21 protein-coding genes are annotated in these 17,434 nt (G+C 39.9%); 6 read left to right on the top strand and 15 right to left on the bottom strand.

The genetic code is table 11. The features are described from left to right. The first annotated feature begins 212 nt into the window (after window positions 1-212). Window positions 213-1,574 (top strand): citrate/2-methylcitrate synthase, encoded by a 1,362-nt coding sequence (locus tag LKD41_RS00105; RefSeq protein WP_227700055.1) that lies wholly within the window; start codon window positions 213-215, stop codon window positions 1,572-1,574. 125 nt (window positions 1,575-1,699) lie between these two features. On the opposite strand, the gene LKD41_RS00100 is transcribed toward LKD41_RS00105, so the two are convergent. Beyond that, window positions 1,700-2,044 carry a hypothetical protein gene (locus LKD41_RS00100; RefSeq protein WP_022243885.1) on the bottom strand — a complete coding sequence of 115 codons (345 nt, stop codon included), beginning with the start codon at window positions 2,042-2,044 and terminating at the stop codon, window positions 1,700-1,702. 216 nt (window positions 2,045-2,260) lie between these two features. On the opposite strand from LKD41_RS00100, the gene LKD41_RS00095 reads away from it, so the two are divergent. Together LKD41_RS00095 and LKD41_RS00090 are read left to right on the top strand one after the other, a co-directional pair. Beyond that, window positions 2,261-2,638, top strand: coding sequence for a response regulator (locus LKD41_RS00095; protein WP_117698987.1), 378 nt, complete (start codon window positions 2,261-2,263; stop codon window positions 2,636-2,638). Window positions 2,639-2,640: 2 nt separating this feature from the next. Next, a complete protein-coding gene (locus tag LKD41_RS00090) occupies window positions 2,641-3,522 on the top strand; it encodes a chemotaxis protein CheX (RefSeq protein ID WP_227700054.1) in 882 nt (293 codons plus the stop codon). 122 nt (window positions 3,523-3,644) lie between these two features. Here LKD41_RS00090 and thrC read toward each other — a convergent pair whose 3' ends face one another. Together thrC and LKD41_RS00080 are read right to left on the bottom strand one after the other, a co-directional pair. Further along, a complete protein-coding gene (thrC, locus tag LKD41_RS00085; RefSeq protein WP_022243888.1) occupies window positions 3,645-5,135 on the bottom strand; it encodes a threonine synthase in 1,491 nt (496 codons plus the stop codon). Window positions 5,136-5,207: 72 nt separating this feature from the next. Then, complete coding sequence (locus LKD41_RS00080; RefSeq protein WP_227700053.1) at window positions 5,208-6,614, bottom strand: WD40/YVTN/BNR-like repeat-containing protein; 1,407 nt, start codon at window positions 6,612-6,614, stop codon at window positions 5,208-5,210. Window positions 6,615-6,895: 281 nt separating this feature from the next. On the opposite strand from LKD41_RS00080, the gene LKD41_RS00075 reads away from it, so the two are divergent. Then, window positions 6,896-7,705, top strand: a complete 810-nt coding sequence (locus tag LKD41_RS00075; RefSeq protein WP_227700052.1) for a hypothetical protein — start codon at window positions 6,896-6,898, stop codon at window positions 7,703-7,705. Here LKD41_RS00075 and leuD read toward each other — a convergent pair. After that, a complete protein-coding gene (gene leuD, locus LKD41_RS00070; protein ID WP_022243891.1) occupies window positions 7,692-8,180 on the bottom strand; it encodes a 3-isopropylmalate dehydratase small subunit in 489 nt (162 codons plus the stop codon). The two genes, LKD41_RS00075 and leuD, sit on opposite strands and share 14 nt — an antisense overlap. Before the next feature lie 12 nt (window positions 8,181-8,192). Further along, window positions 8,193-9,452 (bottom strand): 3-isopropylmalate dehydratase large subunit, encoded by a 1,260-nt coding sequence (gene leuC, locus LKD41_RS00065; protein ID WP_227700051.1) that lies wholly within the window; start codon window positions 9,450-9,452, stop codon window positions 8,193-8,195. 131 nt (window positions 9,453-9,583) lie between these two features. Here leuC and LKD41_RS00060 point away from each other — a divergent pair, with 131 nt between their 5' ends. Continuing rightward, window positions 9,584-10,486: a LysR family transcriptional regulator gene (locus LKD41_RS00060; protein ID WP_022243893.1), complete on the top strand. Its 903-nt coding sequence runs from the start codon at window positions 9,584-9,586 to the stop codon at window positions 10,484-10,486. Between the two features lie 252 nt (window positions 10,487-10,738). On the opposite strand, the gene ilvC is transcribed toward LKD41_RS00060, so the two are convergent. From ilvC to LKD41_RS00010, 10 genes are all read right to left on the bottom strand, one after another. Then, window positions 10,739-11,761: a ketol-acid reductoisomerase gene (gene ilvC / locus LKD41_RS00055; RefSeq protein ID WP_117698982.1), complete on the bottom strand. Its 1,023-nt coding sequence runs from the start codon at window positions 11,759-11,761 to the stop codon at window positions 10,739-10,741. Between the two features lie 24 nt (window positions 11,762-11,785). Continuing rightward, on the bottom strand, window positions 11,786-12,286 hold the full coding sequence (ilvN, locus tag LKD41_RS00050) for an acetolactate synthase small subunit (protein ID WP_022242269.1): 501 nt from the start codon (window positions 12,284-12,286) through the stop codon (window positions 11,786-11,788). A gap of 187 nt (window positions 12,287-12,473) precedes the next feature. Further along, window positions 12,474-12,842 carry an Hpt domain-containing protein gene (locus tag LKD41_RS00045; protein ID WP_117698981.1) on the bottom strand — a complete coding sequence of 123 codons (369 nt, stop codon included), beginning with the start codon at window positions 12,840-12,842 and terminating at the stop codon, window positions 12,474-12,476. Window positions 12,843-12,913: 71 nt separating this feature from the next. After that, window positions 12,914-13,066 carry a hypothetical protein gene (locus LKD41_RS00040; RefSeq protein ID WP_227700050.1) on the bottom strand — a complete coding sequence of 51 codons (153 nt, stop codon included), beginning with the start codon at window positions 13,064-13,066 and terminating at the stop codon, window positions 12,914-12,916. Further along, complete coding sequence (locus LKD41_RS00035; protein WP_227700049.1) at window positions 13,063-13,257, bottom strand: hypothetical protein; 195 nt, start codon at window positions 13,255-13,257, stop codon at window positions 13,063-13,065. Before LKD41_RS00035 ends, LKD41_RS00040 begins: the two co-directional genes overlap by 4 nt. Next, window positions 13,254-13,601 (bottom strand): ATP-binding protein, encoded by a 348-nt coding sequence (locus tag LKD41_RS15715; protein ID WP_304621906.1) that lies wholly within the window; start codon window positions 13,599-13,601, stop codon window positions 13,254-13,256. The genes LKD41_RS00035 and LKD41_RS15715 overlap by 4 nt, the downstream gene beginning before the upstream one ends. A gap of 323 nt (window positions 13,602-13,924) precedes the next feature. Continuing rightward, complete coding sequence (locus LKD41_RS00025; RefSeq protein WP_227700048.1) at window positions 13,925-14,167, bottom strand: hypothetical protein; 243 nt, start codon at window positions 14,165-14,167, stop codon at window positions 13,925-13,927. A gap of 88 nt (window positions 14,168-14,255) precedes the next feature. Further along, on the bottom strand, window positions 14,256-14,417 hold the full coding sequence (locus LKD41_RS00020) for a hypothetical protein (RefSeq protein ID WP_227700047.1): 162 nt from the start codon (window positions 14,415-14,417) through the stop codon (window positions 14,256-14,258). A gap of 1 nt (window position 14,418) precedes the next feature. After that, entirely contained in the window at window positions 14,419-14,634 is a 216-nt protein-coding gene (locus tag LKD41_RS00015) for a helix-turn-helix domain-containing protein (RefSeq protein ID WP_022025722.1), read from the bottom strand. 907 nt (window positions 14,635-15,541) lie between these two features. Further along, entirely contained in the window at window positions 15,542-15,781 is a 240-nt protein-coding gene (locus tag LKD41_RS00010; RefSeq protein ID WP_117841102.1) for a helix-turn-helix domain-containing protein, read from the bottom strand. 230 nt (window positions 15,782-16,011) lie between these two features. On the opposite strand from LKD41_RS00010, the gene LKD41_RS00005 reads away from it, so the two are divergent. Next, entirely contained in the window at window positions 16,012-17,385 is a 1,374-nt protein-coding gene (locus LKD41_RS00005; protein ID WP_331470859.1) for a ParB/RepB/Spo0J family partition protein, read from the top strand. Window positions 17,386-17,434: the final 49 nt, after the last annotated feature.

The raw sequence follows: 17,434 nt of genomic DNA, 5'->3' as shown, positions 1-17,434 counted from the left end.
CCGGTATTTTTTCTTAATTGTAATATATATTCTGTAATTTATCCAGCAAAAAACGTTTTATCAGAGAACATTTTTACATTAGTACCATCTTCCTATAATTCTAAATTTTTTAGAAAACAATTTTAAACTTTCTTTAAAATTTACGCTTTTTTCTTGTTTTCTACAACCGAAATATGATAACATATTAAAATAATTAAAAGAGGAGGAACAATATGACAGGACGTTTTTATGAAATCACACCGGAAATAATGGAACTTGCGAATAAATGCTCCGCATCATCCATCATTCCTTCTGAATTATATACGAAATATAATGTTAACCGTGGTCTTCGTGATTTAAACGGAAAGGGTGTTCTGGTAGGACTTACACACATTTCTGATGTATGCTCTACCAAGCTGGTAAATGGAGAATACATTCCAGCTGAGGGCGAACTTTATTACCGTGGCTATAACGTAAAAGATTTAGTAAAAGGAATTGCACCGGACAGCCATTTTGGATTTGAGGAATGTGCTTATCTTCTGATGTTTGGTGAGCTTCCAACCAAAGAACAGTTGAAAAACTTCTGTGGACTGCTTTCCGAATACCGTACACTTCCAACCAGCTTTGTACGTGATATTATTATGAAAGCTCCAAGCAAAGATATGATGAATACACTGGCACGAAGTGTGCTTACACTTTATTCCTATGATGACCGTGCCGATGATATTTCACTTCCTAATGTATTGAGACAGTGTTTGCAGCTTATCAGCTTATTCCCACTGCTTTCTGTATATGGTTATCAGGCTTACCGCCATTATCATGATGGTGCCAGCCTTTATATTCATACCCCACAACCGGAATTATCTACTGCAGAAACAATTCTTCATATTCTGCGGCCAGACAGTAAATATACCCCATTGGAAGCAAAGCTTTTAGATATCGCATTAATCTTACATATGGAGCATGGTGGCGGAAATAACTCTACCTTTACTACCCATCTGGTATCTTCTTCCGGAACCGATACTTATTCTGTTATTGCAGCATCCCTTGGTTCCCTTAAGGGGCCGAAACATGGTGGTGCCAATATCAAAGTGGTTCAGATGTTTGAAGATATGAAACGCACTGTAAAAGACTGGACAGACGAAGACGAAGTAGGTAAATATCTTACTGCACTTCTTCATAAAGAAGCTTTTGACCATGCCGGTCTTATCTATGGAATGGGTCATGCAGTATATTCTCTTTCCGACCCAAGAGCAGTCATCTTCCGCGGTTTTGTGGAAAAGCTTTCCCAGGAAAAGGGATATGAAAAAGAATTTGCACTCTATTCCTTAGTAGAGCACCTTGCACCGGAAATCATCGCCAAAGAACGTAAAATCTATAAAGGTGTAAGTCCAAACGTAGACTTCTTCAGCGGATTTGTTTATCATATGCTTGACCTTCCCTTAGAACTCTATACACCAATTTTTGCAATTGCAAGAATTGCCGGCTGGAGTGCCCACCGCTTAGAGGAGCTTTCCCAGAATGGAAAAATTATGCGTCCTGCATATCGTAACATCGGTGAACGCAAAGAATATGTTCCGATTGATAAACGTTAAATCGCAAGATTCTGTCACCTGCAGCTTCTTATGGAATGCCTAGACACAAAAACTGTAGTTCTTATCCGGTATCTTTTCCAGATATAAACTACAGTTTTTTATAAATTATTATAAATAAATATTTTTTATAAATACTTCTCTCTGGCATTCTTTAATGTACTGACCAAAAACAGACAGGATAACACCAGCAGCAGAAGGATTCCTGATTTAATAATAATCGGCAGTTTAAAGATGGTCTCACCCAATGCCGTCACAATGCCATATACTAATGCCAGTGCTCCGCAAAGAAGCATTTTCGGTGTTACTTCTTCTCTTATCTTCTCCGGATGTTTACATTTCTTTAATTCCTCCGGCGTTGCCAAAAGGCTGCTTGTCTTTCCGGTACTTTTCATCCATATGCCATTCATAAGAACATAGACACCTACCAGTGCTACCACAACATCTACTACTAAATTCCAGTTTACTTTCATAATATGTAACCTCTTTTACTCTTTTTTCCTGATTCTGATTTATCTTACCACACTTTACATTGCTATGTGAACATATTTATCATATAACTTTCTATTTTTATTTGTTTTTTATGCAAAACCACGAATTTTATCGAAAAAGCCATTGAAACTTTAGTTCAACTATTGTAGTATATTAATATGTTCTAATTATTCTAGTTGTATTTGGAGGGATTATATATGAAATTAGACGAAGCAAAAATCCTGATTGGAGATGACTCCATTCTGGCGAGAAAACAGTTGAAAGACATTATTGCGCAGTATGGTGGTACAACTTTTGTTGAGGCAGCAAATGGTCAGGAAGCAATTGACAAATTCAAATCCGATAAACCTGATATCGTTTTTCTTGATATTGTTATGCCAGTAAAAGATGGTATTGCTGCTGTAAAAGAAATTAGAGAATCTGACCCGAAAGCGGTTATTATTATCGTATCTTCTGTTGGTACACAGGCTCAGTTAAAGAATGCAATTGAAGCCGGTGCAAAGGATTTTATCCAGAAACCGTTGAATGTTGAACAGATTGAGCGGGTACTGAAGAATTATTTTGAAGGGAGATAATTATGTATACACAGTTTTTTGGTAATTTTCTTTTAAGCAAAAGTGCTGTTCCTGCGGATAAGCTGGTAGATGCATTAGAGAGGCAGTCCTCTTCCTATCTGAAATTAGGTACTCTGGCAATTCATGCCGGATTATTAAATGCTTCCCAGGTTGACGCTATTATATGCCGTCAGACCCATGAAGATAAGAAATTTGGTGAAATTGCAATCGAAGGCGGATATCTTACAAAGGAACAGGTTGACAAATTACTCTCCTCGCAGAAACCAGACTACCTGCTTTTAGGTCAGATTTTGATTGAAGACGGACTGCTTACCAACAGTCAGTTTGAGGAATTACTTGCAGAATATCAGGCAAGTAATGAAATTGATGATTTAAATGTTGCTAACGAACAGAATGATATGGTTGAAAAGCTGATTCATAAATTCTTCCATTTTGATAATTCTGATATGTCAGGAAAGATTGTTGCATACCTTAATCTTCTCTTTAATGATATCGTCCGTTTCATCGGAAAGGATTTTACACCATTAAATCCACTGATGAAATCCGAGTATATGACCAACTATTGTGTTACCCAGAAAGATGAAGGTTTACTTTCTTTCAATTCTGGTATAGACATGAGTAAATCTGTTGCAATTGCTTTTGCATCCCGTTATGCCAAAGAAGAATTCCATGAATTCGATGAGTATGTAAAGGCTTCTATCGAAGATTTCTTAAATCTTCACAATGGATTATTTAATGTAAATATGTCTAATGAATTTTCCCTGGAATTAAACTTATGTCCTCCGGAAGTTCATGAGGAAGAAACGCTTACAAATGCCACTAAGATTTATGTATTTCCAATTATTTTCCCATTTGGAACCATTCACTTCCTGTTGGAAATCTAATCTTAAACCTTTACATTTTATTTACATAAACGAAACCCTGTCAGATTTCTCTGACAGGGTTTCGTTACCTTGTATCCATAAGAAACTGCCGGTAGCAGATTCTCTATGTTTTACATAAGCATTTAGATATTTAAAAATGCTTTTACCGTCTTAGGCATATCTTCTACATCGCATTCTGTCTTATGAAGTACTTCTGCACTGCGGATGTCTTCAATTGCCTGTGGAACTTTTACATTTGCAATCTTGCTTAACTCATCTACCAGTTCAAAATCAGTCATGGAATCATATTTTTCTTTATCAATGGCATCCATTACGCTTCTGGTAAACTTGAACGGGCTTGCTGTTGATGCAATAACAGTCTTGGTATTATCACCGGTCTCTTTTACATATTTGTGGTATACACCGGTTGCTACAGCAGTATGTGTATCAATCACATAGCCGGTCTTCTCATAGAGGTCACGGATTACTTCTGCTGTTTCTTCCTCTGTGGTGTAATTGCCATAGAAGTCAGCAAGCTGGGCACGCATCTCATCGGTAATCATATATTTGCCCTCTTCTGTTAATGCACGCATGAATTCAGCATTTTTCTCTGCATCATTTCCGGCAATACGATAAATCAGACGCTCTAAGTTGCTGGAAATCAGGATATCCATGGATGGAGAAGAAGTTAGTACAAATTCACGGTTTCTGTCATAGGTTCCGGTTGAGAAGAAGTCAAATAATACTTTGTTCTCATTGGAAGCACAGATTAATTTTGCAATCGGAAGTCCTAAGTTCTTTGCATAGAAAGCTGCTAAGATATTTCCGAAGTTACCGGTTGGAACTACAACATTAATCTTTTCATCTTTTGCAATTGCACCATTTTCATATAATTTTGCATATGCATATACATAATAAACAATCTGAGGAACAAGACGGCCGATATTAATAGAGTTAGCAGAGGAAAACTGATATCCGGCTTTGTCCATCAATTCTGCCAGTTCTTTATCAGAAAACATTTTCTTAACGCCGGTCTGTGCCTGGTCAAAGTTACCATGAATACCAACTACATGTGTATTTGCCCCTTTCTGGGTAACCATCTGCTTCTCCTGAATCGGGCTGACACCATTCTTTGGATAGAATACAATAATCTTAGTACCAGGAACGTCTGCAAATCCTGCTAAAGCAGCTTTTCCGGTATCACCGGAAGTTGCTGTTAAAATAACAATTTCATTCTTTACATGGTTTTTCTTTGCAGCAGTTGTCATAAGGTAAGGCAGAATGGATAATGCCATATCCTTAAATGCTATCGTAGCTCCATGAAAAAGCTCCAGATAATATGCACCGTCTGCATCTACTAACGGAGCAATCTCTTCTGTATCAAATTTAGAATCATACGCACTATTGATACAATGCTTTAACTCTTCTTCTGTAAAGTCTGTTAAGAAAAGCTTCATTACCTCATAAGCAGTCTCCTGATAGCTCATTTTTGCCAGGGTATCCATATCAACGTCAAGCTTTGGTAATGAATCCGGCACAAATAAACCACCGTCTCCTGCAAGACCCTTTAAAATTGCCTGTGAAGCTGTTGCCTTTTCATCTGAGTTTCTTGTACTTGTGTAAATCAAATCCATTTTTTGTCCCTCTTTTGCTCTCTGCATAAAATTTGTTCTGTCTTTCATTATATAAGAACCTGCAGTTTACTGTCAATAACTTATCCCAGAATAATTCCATGTATTCCCACTATCTATGGATTCAAAAAGAATTCCATCGTTTTCACCCATAGCAGATATTACTTTTATTATAAGTTTTCCATCTTTCTGCTGTGGCATCTTGCAATAATCATAGTCTGATATGGAAAATCCATACTCTGCTGCCGTGTCCGGAAGTTCTGTCACTTCATCCATGGAAAGCTCAATCATGGAAAATGTTTTCCCGCCATCCTGTGTCAGATAAAGTGTGGAATAATCACCTGACGCTCCAGCCAATCCGATAACGCCCAGATTTTCATTATAGAATTCTATTCCTTCTGCCACACCAATATTTCCATCAAACGGATCTGCATTTTGCTGATTCCAGCTCTGCCCGCCGTCCTTTGTCATTTCAAGCTCATAAAAACGGCTGCCGGCAGCTGCATCCGCCACCAACAGACGATAACCGGTATTGTCATCTAAAAAAAAGTACACGCTTCCATCTTCCCTGTTTTCTGTCCATGGTGTAGCCTCTTCTCCTTCTTCGTCCTCACTGCCAGATATAGTACTATTATCTTTATTCCCGTTTTTATCTCCTGTGGCATCACCGGAGCTGTTTTTGGCTTTCTCAATCTGTTCCTGCCGGTTTTGCTGGACTAACACTGCAGCACTGGTATATTTTGGATTTATGATATAAGTTATAATTTCACCTGTATTTTCTTCGCCACCAGTAGAAAATGTAACTGCAAAACCTGTAACTTCTCCGCCATATTCCAACTGGCTTAAAATTGAATTTTCATTTGTATCTGCATTTCCATCTATATCTTCATTTTCATCTATATCTGCACTTTCTGCATTTATCACCTGCAGGCTATCTGCACTGGTAAAAGCTCTTTTCCCCGAATAACTTATTCCAAAGGTATGGCTCTTTGTTTCTTCTGCCCAGCTATCTACCCGTTCTTTCACCTTTATATTTCCCAATAGTTCAAAAAGCGGTGTCAGGCACATATCTTCTTCATAATCTGTCTTGGCATAATTATTGATGTAAACTGTCATTTTGCTGCTTTTCTTCCGGTTATAGTCCACAAGATAGGTTCTGGTTTCTCCATTCTCATCCTCCCCATAGAAAAATGTATCTATTGCAGCAATTTCTCCGGTAGCATAGAAAGTCACATTAAAATGGTTCACCAGATAAATTTTCTTAGGAAGCCCGATTTCATTATCCAGATCCTCCAATATCCCTGCCACACTGTCATCAAAGAAATTATCATGCTTTAATGTTATCTTTACTTCATCACTTTTTTGAAACCGTTCGGATGTCTTGAAAAAATATAACCCTCCAAGGCATACCAGTAACAGAATCATCCCTGCTTTTAGCCAGTTTTTTAATTGATATTTCTTTCTTGTATTTTCCCGCTTCAACGAATTGCTCCTTTCCACCTGCAATCATATCACTATTCCAATAACGCCACCAAATATTCCTGATATTTCCACGAATTTTTATATCCTTGCAATTTCCAATATATATTGGTATCATAGCATATTTTTTATTTTAAAGGTTTGATATTTTCTTAAGATATTTTCCTGTTTTCATGCTTTCCTAAAAATGTTATACTCAAAGTGATGCTTACCGTAAGAACTCGCCACCGGCAGCTTCTTACAGATGATTTGTAACTAAGAATTTTAGAATGTGAGGATTTACCATGCTTTCCGGTGCTTTTTCAGCCAAAACAAAAGACGGAACCATCTACTACCGTTCCAGCCTTACCTATAAAAGAAAACATATCAGTCTTGGAAGCTTTCCAACGGAAGAAGAAGCCCATCTTGCCTATAAAGAGGGGACTTCTCTACTTTCTGAGTCTGAAATCACACTGGAAAATTATACTGCATATATTAAACTTTTAGATTTTGCCAAAGCCATTACACTTTTAAATTTCCGTGACAATGGCGTCTATATCAAGAATCCGATTTATCTAAAGCAGAATTATTTTCTCTATTTTCTCGCACCACAGACGGAATATAAATTTGATATTGATGATTTATTCTTTTATTCCAGCCACAAGATTATGCAGCGTGGTGGCCGGCTTTTTGTAAATGAATACGGCATGCAGACCGGGATTCTCTCCCGCTATGGAGTCCGTAATCATGCGGTACTGGATGTAGATTACACTTTCGCCAATGGTAACCCCTTCGATTACAGCTATGCCAATATTATCGTCATTAACCGCTACCGTGGAGTTGTACAAACAGAGCACAATGGACTCCTCCGTTATCAGGCTTTTATCCATATCAATGGCAATTATTCCATTGGTACTTATTCTTCCGAAGAAAAAGCTGCCATTGCCTACAACAAAGCTGTTGATCTGGCAAAGGCAGCCGGTATTCATAAGAATTTTGAAGAAAACTATATTACAGAGTTATCCGCTAGAGAATATGCAGAAATTTATACTAATCTTAAAATCTCTCCAAAATATATCAATTATCTTTCTACACTTTCTGCTATTTCTGATTGATGTAATTTACCAGTCCCTCGCAATCGATAATCTTCTGCATAAATGGTGGGAATGCCTGACCCTGGAAACTCTTTCCAGTGGTCTTGTCGGTAATGACACCAGTATCAAAATTTACCTCTACCTCATCTCCTGCTTTAATTTCCAAAGCTGCTTCCTTACATTCAATAATCGGAAGTCCGATATTGATTGCATTACGATAGAAAATACGTGCAAAAGTCTCTGCTATGACGCAGCTTACACCAGCGGCTTTAATTGCAATTGGTGCATGTTCTCTGGATGAACCGCATCCAAAGTTCTTCTCCGCTACAATAATATCTCCTGCAGATACTTTATTTACGAATTCCTTATCAATATCTTCCATACAATGTAAGGCAAGTTCCTTAGGGTCGGAAGAATTCAGATATCTTGCCGGTATAATAACATCCGTGTCTACGTTGTCACCGAATTTAAATACTTTTCCTTCTGCTGCTTTCATGTTCTAATCCTCCTATATTTCTTCCGGGCTGGAAATCTTTCCTGTAATTGCACTTGCTGCTGCAACTGCCGGGCTTGCCAGATAAATTTCCGAATCCACATGTCCCATACGTCCCACAAAGTTACGGTTGGTTGTAGATACGCATCTTTCATTCTCAGCAAGGATTCCCATATAGCCACCAAGGCAAGGTCCGCAGGTCGGTGTGCTGACAATAGCACCTGCTTCAATAAAGGTTCTGATATATCCGGCTTCCATAGCATCCAGATAAATCTGCTGGGTTGCAGGAATTACGATTACACGTAAACCTTTCTTCACTTTCTTTCCTTTCAGGATAGAAGCTGCAATCTTAAGGTCATCTAATCTTCCATTCGTACAGGAACCGATTACTACCTGATCAATAGTAATGTCGCCTACTTCATCAATGGTCTTTGTATTTTCCGGAAGATGTGGAAATGCTACGGTTGGGCGAAGTGTACTAAGGTCAATGGTATACTCCTCATCATATACAGCATCCTCATCTGCTTCATATACTTTATAAGGGCGCTTGGAATGCTCTTTCATATATGCTTCTGCTTTCTCGTCTACCGGGAAGATTCCGTTCTTTCCGCCGGCTTCAATTGCCATATTTGCAATGGTAAAACGGTCATCCATGGAAAGATACCGGATACCATCACCTACGAATTCCATAGACTTATATAATGCTCCATCCACACCAATCATTCCGATGATATGTAAAATAACATCTTTACCGCTAATCCATGGTGCTGGTTTTCCTGTGATGTTGAATTTAATCGCGGATGGTACTTTAAACCATGCTTTTCCGGTTGCCATTCCTGCCGCCATATCAGTACTTCCAACACCGGTGGAAAATGCTCCCAATGCTCCATAAGTACAGGTATGTGAATCTGCTCCGATAATAACATCTCCTGCAACAGTCAGTCCTTTTTCCGGAAGAAGTGCATGTTCGATACCCATTTCTCCTACATCAAAGTAGTTGGTGATTTCGTTTTTGCATGCAAACTCTCTGACGCATTTACAATGCTGTGCAGATTTGATGTCTTTATTTGGTACAAAGTGGTCCATAACCAGTGCGATTTTATCCTTATGGAACACTCCGTCTACTTTCATTTTCTCTATCTCATGGATAGCCACCGGTGAAGTGATATCATTTCCCAATACCAAGTCTAAATCTGCTTCAATCAACTGGCCAGCCTGAACAGAATCAAGTCCCGCATGTGCCGCAAGAATCTTCTGTGTCATTGTCATTCCCATTTGAAATTCCTCCTGAAATTAAATCATTTTTTCTATACTGTTGCTATTATAGCACAGCTAGTGGTATAATGGAAATACATATTAAACATATTTATTATGATTTTTAGTTATAAACACGGAGGAATCTATAAATGTTGCAGAGTTTATCCAGTTACCGTATTTTCTATACCGTAGCAAAAACACAGAATATATCAAAGGCAGCCAAAGAGCTTTATATCAGCCAGCCTGCCATCAGTAAATCCATACAGAAACTAGAGGAAAGCCTGGGTTGTGAACTCTTCCGCCGAAGTTCCCGCGGCGTATTGCTGACCGAAGAAGGCGAACTTCTTTTTACTCATGTCAGTTCCGCTTTCGAAACTCTGACTTTAGGGGAAGATAAATTAAAGAACTCCTTAGAACTTGGTGTCGGCCACTTAAAAATCGGTGTCAGTTCCACACTCTGCAAATACATGCTTTTGCCTTATTTAAAGGATTTCACAAAACGTTATCCGCATATTAATATTTCTATCGTATGCCAGTCTACCAACGAATCCTTACAGATGTTAGAAGAAAACAAAATTGATATCGGTCTGATTGCAAGGCCGGAAAACCAGAAGACTTTAAATTTCAGCAATGTGGCTGAAATTGAAGATATTTTTGTTGCAACGGAAGCTTACTTAAACGTATTGAATGCAAGGGGCATTTCTTCCGATGCAATCTTACAGCATTCTACACTGATGCTTCTTGATAAGCACAACATGACCCGTCAGTATATTGATGATTATTTACAGGAAAATAAAATCGAGACCAGAGATTTAATCGAAGTCTCTACGATGGACCTCTTAATTGACTTTGCAAAAACCAACCTGGGTGTTGCCTGCGTCATCCGCCAATTTGTCCAGAACGAACTTGCAAATAAAGAGTTATTAGAGATTCCACTTGGTTTTCCAATTCACAAGCGTGAAATTGGCTTCGCTTATAAAAACACCTTAAAGCCTTCGAAATCCTTGGAATTATTTATTGATTTCTATCAGAATTTTCATCCGGGTGAATAAGATGCATCACTGTCAGTTTCTTACAAATGCCTGTCAGCTACGAGAAACATACTTTGAGTGTTTCTCACGGAGCGTTTTTACTTTACAGGAAAGCAATTTCCTGTAACTACGAGAAACACGCTTTGCGAGTTTCTCGAGTTATCGCGGTGCTCGCCAAATCCGCATGCAAGCATGCGATTTTTCTCGCTACTCGCGTAAAAAAAAGCTGCCGCAATTGCGACAGCTTTTTTATCATCTTTTTGAAGTATCTGATTAGTTGTTAACCAGCTTATCCTCTTCGTTGTTCCAGCTATACAGCTTACGAATTTCTTCGCCGACTTTCTCTGATGGATGCTCAGAAGCAAGCTTTCTCATAGCTTTGAAGTGTACCTGGCGTCCTGCCGGTGACATATCAAGTAAGAATTCTTTTGCAAAAGTACCATCCTGAATATCTGTTAAAATCTGTTTCATTGCTTTCTTTGTCTCAGCAGTAACAATCTTAGGTCCTGTGATATAATCACCATACTCAGCAGTGTTAGAGATAGAATATCTCATTCCAGCGAATCCTGACTGGTAGATTAAGTCAACAATCAGTTTCATCTCATGGATACACTCGAAGTATGCATTTCTTGGGTCATAACCAGCTTCGCAAAGTGTTTCGAAACCAGCCTGCATAAGTGCACAAACACCGCCACAAAGAACTGCCTGCTCACCGAAGAGGTCTGTCTCTGTCTCTGTACGGAAGGTTGTCTCAAGAAGTCCTGCTCTTGCTCCACCAATTCCAAGACCATATGCTAATGCCAGGTCAAGTGCTTTACCGGTTGCATCCTGCTCTACTGCTACCAGACAAGGAGTTCCTTTTCCAGCCTGATACTCAGAACGTACAGTATGTCCTGGTGCCTTAGGAGCGATCATTGTTACATCAACATCCTTTGGTGGTTTGATACATCCGAAATGAATGTTAAATCCGTGAGCGAACATTAACATGTTTCCTGGCTCAAGGTTTGGCTCGATATCGTTCTTATACATATCTGCCTGTAACTCGTCATTGATAAGAATCATAATAATATCAGCCTGTTTTGCAGCTTCTGCTGCTGTATATACTTTGAATCCCTGTTTTTCTGCTTTTGCCCAGGATTTGCTACCATTGTAAAGTCCAATAATGACATCACAGCCTGATTCCTTTAAATTTAATGCATGTGCATGTCCCTGGCTACCGTAACCAATGATGGCGATTTTCTTACCATCCAGTAAGGAAAGGTTACAATCTTCCTGATAATAAATTTTTGCTGCCATTTTTTCAGCCTCCTGTTTTAATGATTAATCTAAATATGTAACATCGGCAGACCCTCTGGTCAAACCTGTGATACCGGTTCTAGCGAGCTCTAATATCTCATAGCCCTGTAACAGATCCATAAATGCATCTAATTTATCCTGATGCCCTGTCAGTTCAATTACCATGGAATCGTTGGTGACATCAACCACCTTGCCATGGAAAATATTGGTAACGCTTAAGATTGCCTGACGCTCTGTATCCTTCGCTTTAATCTTAACCAGAATCAGTTCTCTGGTCACTGATGTACCCGGTTCTAATTTTTTAATATTCCGTACATCTTCAAGCTTTGCAAGCTGCTTTTCAATCTGCTCTAAAATCTGCTCGTCACCACTTGCTACTATAGTTATTCTGGTATATCTTGGATCTGCAGTTACACCAGATGAAAAACTATCAATGTTATATCCTCTCCGGCTGAAAAGTCCTGAGATATGACTTAATACGCCTGAGGTATTCTCTACTAAAATAGATAATGCCTGTTTTCTCATGTGAAAACCATCCTTTTTCTTTCATTCACATTACAGTTATTCTAGCATATCAGTTCTGTTTGTCAATACTAAAATGGCTTAAAGTAATAATATTTTTTCGTACAATAACCTATGGTTATATCATTAATAACAATAACATAAAACTACAAGAAACACATTTTGCAATTTGGCGGGCTGCCTGCATAAATTACGGCTGTGAATCCCTGTATTTCCGGATAATATCAATTGTCTTCTGATAATCCATTCTGACTTTCCTAAATTGCTGCAGCATCTCTTCTCCGTATATTTTATAGCGGAGCTGTTCGCACAGAATTATGCTTGATTTGCTCAGCCGTCCCAACCCGAGCGTCATGGTCTCTCCCTTTAAGGTGTGTACCAGATCAAAGGCTTTCTCATAATCCCTTTCCTGTAAAGCTTCATCAATCCGCTGTACTTCATCGCTTTCTAAGAATTTTATCAAAAAACGGTGTACCAGCTCTTCCTTCCGGAGTCTGCGCATGACCTCTGCATAATCTCCCTCCAGTTCCTTGTAGCATTGCTCTAAATCCATACTCATATTCCCTTTCTGTTGATTTTCTCATAGCATTATAGTACACCACCGTTTTTTCTTTTTCAAGCAATTCTTCCTTATTGTCTGGTGTTTCCATCCGGCATGTTTCCACCCGGCATATTTCCACCCGGTGCATTTCCGCCCGGCATGTTTTCGCCAGATGAATTTCCACCCGGTGGATTTCCACCGGACATACCTCCGCCCATGCTGCCCATATCTGAAATTGTCAAATCTTAAGCATCGGTGAGTGTTGCATCATCTGCTGTCTGTCCTTCTTCCATTCGATATCTCCGTCTAATATCCGCATCACATCATAAATGGTAAGTATCGCTGATTCTTTTGCACAAAGCCCGTTTATCTTGCTTTTCTTCTCCCGGATTGGAAGAACTACTTTAAAATCAATCTCCTGATTTTTCGTCACTTCGGCTGTAATACTTCGCCATGAGCATTTGCAATTACTCTTGCCACAGAAAGTCCAATTCCGTAACCACCTTTTTTCTGGGTTCGTGCTGTATCAGCCCGGTAAAAACGGTCAAACAGTTTTTCAAGATTTCCCTCCGGCTGCACCGGCGGTTCATTCTGTTGCTTTACACTTTGTTGTGGTTCTTCCGAGAGCATAATAAGTGTCCTGGTTATTTCTTTTCTTGCATATTCCAATGTCTCTTCTCCATCATATACCGTATCAACCTGGTACTTATGAAATACAAGAATATCTGTAACAGCTTCTGCCATGTTTTCTTCGTCTTCTGCATAGAGTAACTTCATAAAAACATCCTCCTTGTTGCATAACCTGCCAGGCATACCATAACTAGCTTCTTACAAGCATTTTGGAACTATAGAAAACACATTTTGCAGGAAAGCAATTTCCTGTAAAATAAAAAAGCCAGGATAAAATCCTGACTATATTTTCGGGGAGTACCTCCCGAACTCCGAAGAACCCGAGAGGCATGAGTTATGAAAAATTATATTAGCTTAATAGCTAGTACTTTTACACTATATCTTATAAAAATATGTTTGTCAAGTGTTTCCCTACAATTTTTCTTAGGGACTTACTTGGGTATATTTCCGGTATATTTCCATTTGAATTTCTACAGTTTTTGATATATTTTTTCTACGTCATAATCCGGCGCCATAGTTGCTGCAATTTCATATATCTTCCTGATATTTTCCGGCTCTTCTTCCAGCATATCAGATGTTTCTTCTACGGAGTTGCCTTTTTGCAGTTTCTTGATTACCTGACGAATTAGTTGCAGTTTTTCGCCCTGCTCCAATTTATTTTCCAGTTCTTTTTCAATTTCATCTTTCATTAATTCACGCAATGCTTCACACATCTCATTTTTCCTCCTTAACAGACTATATACCTGCTTATTTGCATTTACACTTACTTGAAGTACCGAATCAATATTGCTCCGTTCATTCTTACTTTCCAAATAATGTATGAATTGAAATAGGACAACTTGACGGATTATCCAAATACTCTTGTGCATAGGAAAATACCGCATTTTCAGATCCACTTCCTGTTATCTTACCAACATAGATCTGCTCTCCCTGCTGTTCAATAAATACATGAAAATCTCTCATTTTATTTGCCTCGCTTTTCCATACACAAATCCATACCTAAAAGATTTACAATCTCAATCGCCTTTCCAATCTCACACGTTTCCTTTCCTCTTTCCAGATCAGATATAAAGCTGACACTAAATCCTGTAAATTCAGCGATATAAGCCTGTGTATATCCCAATTCTTTTCTGCGTGTACGTAATTCATTTCCAAAAGCTTCTGCATCTGCTATTTTCATGACGCCTCCTTGTCGCATAGTCGAACGGCTTATTTTTGATATATTTATCATATACTAAGCCGTTCGGCTATGTCAATACCAGATGTGATATTTCATTCCTTCATATTTCACAGTAAGCTCAATCAATACCGTTTTACGAACCTTGAGACTCACCAATTTAAGTGCAGGAAAGCTGTTCATGCACAATCCTCGAAACATGCTGCATCGTACGCGAGCTTACATATGAACCATCTTCACGCTTGCATACAAAATTTACTTCATGCTCTGTACAAGTCTCACCTATTCTGTTTTGCGGAAGAACTGTGTTTCTTCTTAATACTTCATCCGTCACCTTAAAATCTGAATAATAATGTGAATACTACTCGTCATAATATTTACATATGGCGACTTGAGGGCAGCGTGCAGCTATTTTTACACCAAATCCAGAAAATGAGTAAAAAAAAGAGACCCATACCAAAAATGATATGAGTCTCCAAAAAGCCTATAAAATCAAGCTTTCTATTTAGAATTTACCAGCCTTTGCTGCTTCCTGAACAGAAACGGCAACTGCTACTGTAGCACCAACCATTGGGTTATTACCCACGAAATTCTTCCGTTTAATAATATATTTCACTATGTCATTTAATGTTCAGTAATGATTTCAAATTAGCCTATTACACGCTATTACCTAAATATTATTATGCTTACCAATATTATTTTTTGAAATATGTTATTTTCTACAATGTTGTCCTGTCGTTGACTTTGCCTGATTCTGACATTATCACACCACACATAACATCAAGTGTCTAACACGTTTTTATTATATCATCACCATCTTTTTTTACAATACTAACGCTTATGAAATATACTAATAAAACAAGGTCAGTCTTTCCACACCATGATGATTCCAAGACTGACCTTAATGTCACTAATCCATATTCTGTTGCAATTCTTTTATGTTGTCCAAATCAGACAAATCCATTCCTTCATATCTCTCAACAAAATCTATCAATGTTGATTTACGAACCTTTAGACTACCTAACCGAAGTGCAGGTAATAGTTTTCTGTTAATCAGCTCATATACCAGATGCACATTCACCCCTAATACCGCTGCCGTCTCACGCACATTGTACAAAAGCTTTTCGTCTTTTAAATCCTTTTTATCCATTTTACACCATCCCTCCTAAATATGTTCCTAAAATCGTATTTGCAACGGTGTACAAAGGGAACATAATAAAAAACTTAATAATGGACTGCCAATCTTACACAAAGTACCGCCCAAACGAGACTACGGGCGGTATTTTTGTATCATGGCGGAGAAAGGAGGAACTTCCCACGGGGGCTTGACTGAAAAGTTGAGCCCCTTTTTTCATGCCAAAAAACAGGAGGTAAATGCTTATGGCAGATGATAAAACCACAAAAACGCCGGAACAGCCGGTAACGGATAGCGGGCCGGGCAAGGAAACGCCTCCCGCTCCCCCAAAAGAGCCGGAGAAGGTTTCCGTTTCCCCGGAGCCGGAAAAAAAGACGGAACCAGAGGTAAAGAACCCACAGGTTTCCGTCTATAACTTCGCTGAAATTATGAAGGAAAAGAAAGCCGAGGAACGGGCGGCAACTCCCGGCGTGGAAAAGCCTGACCCGGCAAAAGTGGAGAAACCGGAAAAGCAGCCGGAGACTCCGAAAAAAGCAGAGGAAAAGCCCAAAGAGCCGGAACCGCCGAAGCGCCGGGGCCGTCCCCCGAAAGCAGATAAGGACAAGGACGCAGCCTCGAAGTCCAAAACTCCCGCACAGAAACCGGAAAAGGCGGTCAAAAAGGAACCGGAGAAAAAAACGGCTCCAACGGTGCAGACCGCTCCCACTCCGAAGGAACCCGAAAAGCCGAAGGATGCACCACGCCGGGGCAAGGAGCAAATCGTCTATATCAAGCTGAACGAGCTCTACGCCTTCAAAAACCATCCCTTTGAAGTCCGGGATGATGAAGAAATGCGGGCTATGGTGTCCAGCGTCAAGGACAAGGGCGTGACTCAGCCCGCTATCGTCCGTCCCCGTGAGGATGGCGGCTATGAGATCGTGTCCGGCCACCGCCGCCAGAAAGCCAGCGAGCTTGCCGGGTATGCGGATATGCCCTGTATCGTCCGAAACCTGACAGACGATGAAGCCATCACACAGATGGTCGAGGACAATCTCAACCAGCGTGAAGAAATCCTCCCCAGTGAGCGGGCCAAAGCCTTGAAAATGCAGCTTGAGGCTATCAAGCACCAGGGCTCCCGCACTTCGGGCCAGATTGACCCGAAGGACGCAGGTAAACGCTCCAACGAGATCGTGGCCGAGCGCAATAAGATGGCGGTCAAGCAGGTGCAGCGGTATATCCGTCTCAATGAGCTGGTTCCAGACCTGATGAAGCTGATGGATGAAAAAAAGCTGGGTTTTACTACGGCGGTGGAGCTTTCCTATATCGGCAAGAAGAACCAGAACTATATCGCCGTCGCCATTGACAGCCAGCAGTCCTCGCCTTCACAGGCGCAGGCAAAGCGTATGCGTGAGTTGGACGAAAAGAAGCTGCTCAACGGGGATGTGATCGACGGCATTATGATGGAGGACAAAAAGGAGGTAGACAAAGTGATTTTGACAGGTGCGGAACTGAGCAAGTATTTCGGCAAGGAAACTACGCCGAGGGAAATGAAGGACCAGATCATCAAGCTGCTGGACGACTGGAAGGGTCAGCAGAAGGAACACGAAAAGCCGGAGAAGAAAACCGAACAGGAAAAGTAAGCTAAAACTTCGGGTCAGCATGGCCCGAGGATTGGGGGGGGGGGGGGGG

It is taken from the genome of Roseburia sp. CLA-AA-H209 (assembly GCF_020687575.1).
Taxonomy (GTDB): Bacteria; Bacillota; Clostridia; order Lachnospirales; family Lachnospiraceae; genus Roseburia_C; species Roseburia_C amylophila.
The sequence above is the reverse complement of the archived record's forward strand: the minus strand, read 5'-3'. Positions and strand labels throughout refer to the sequence as shown.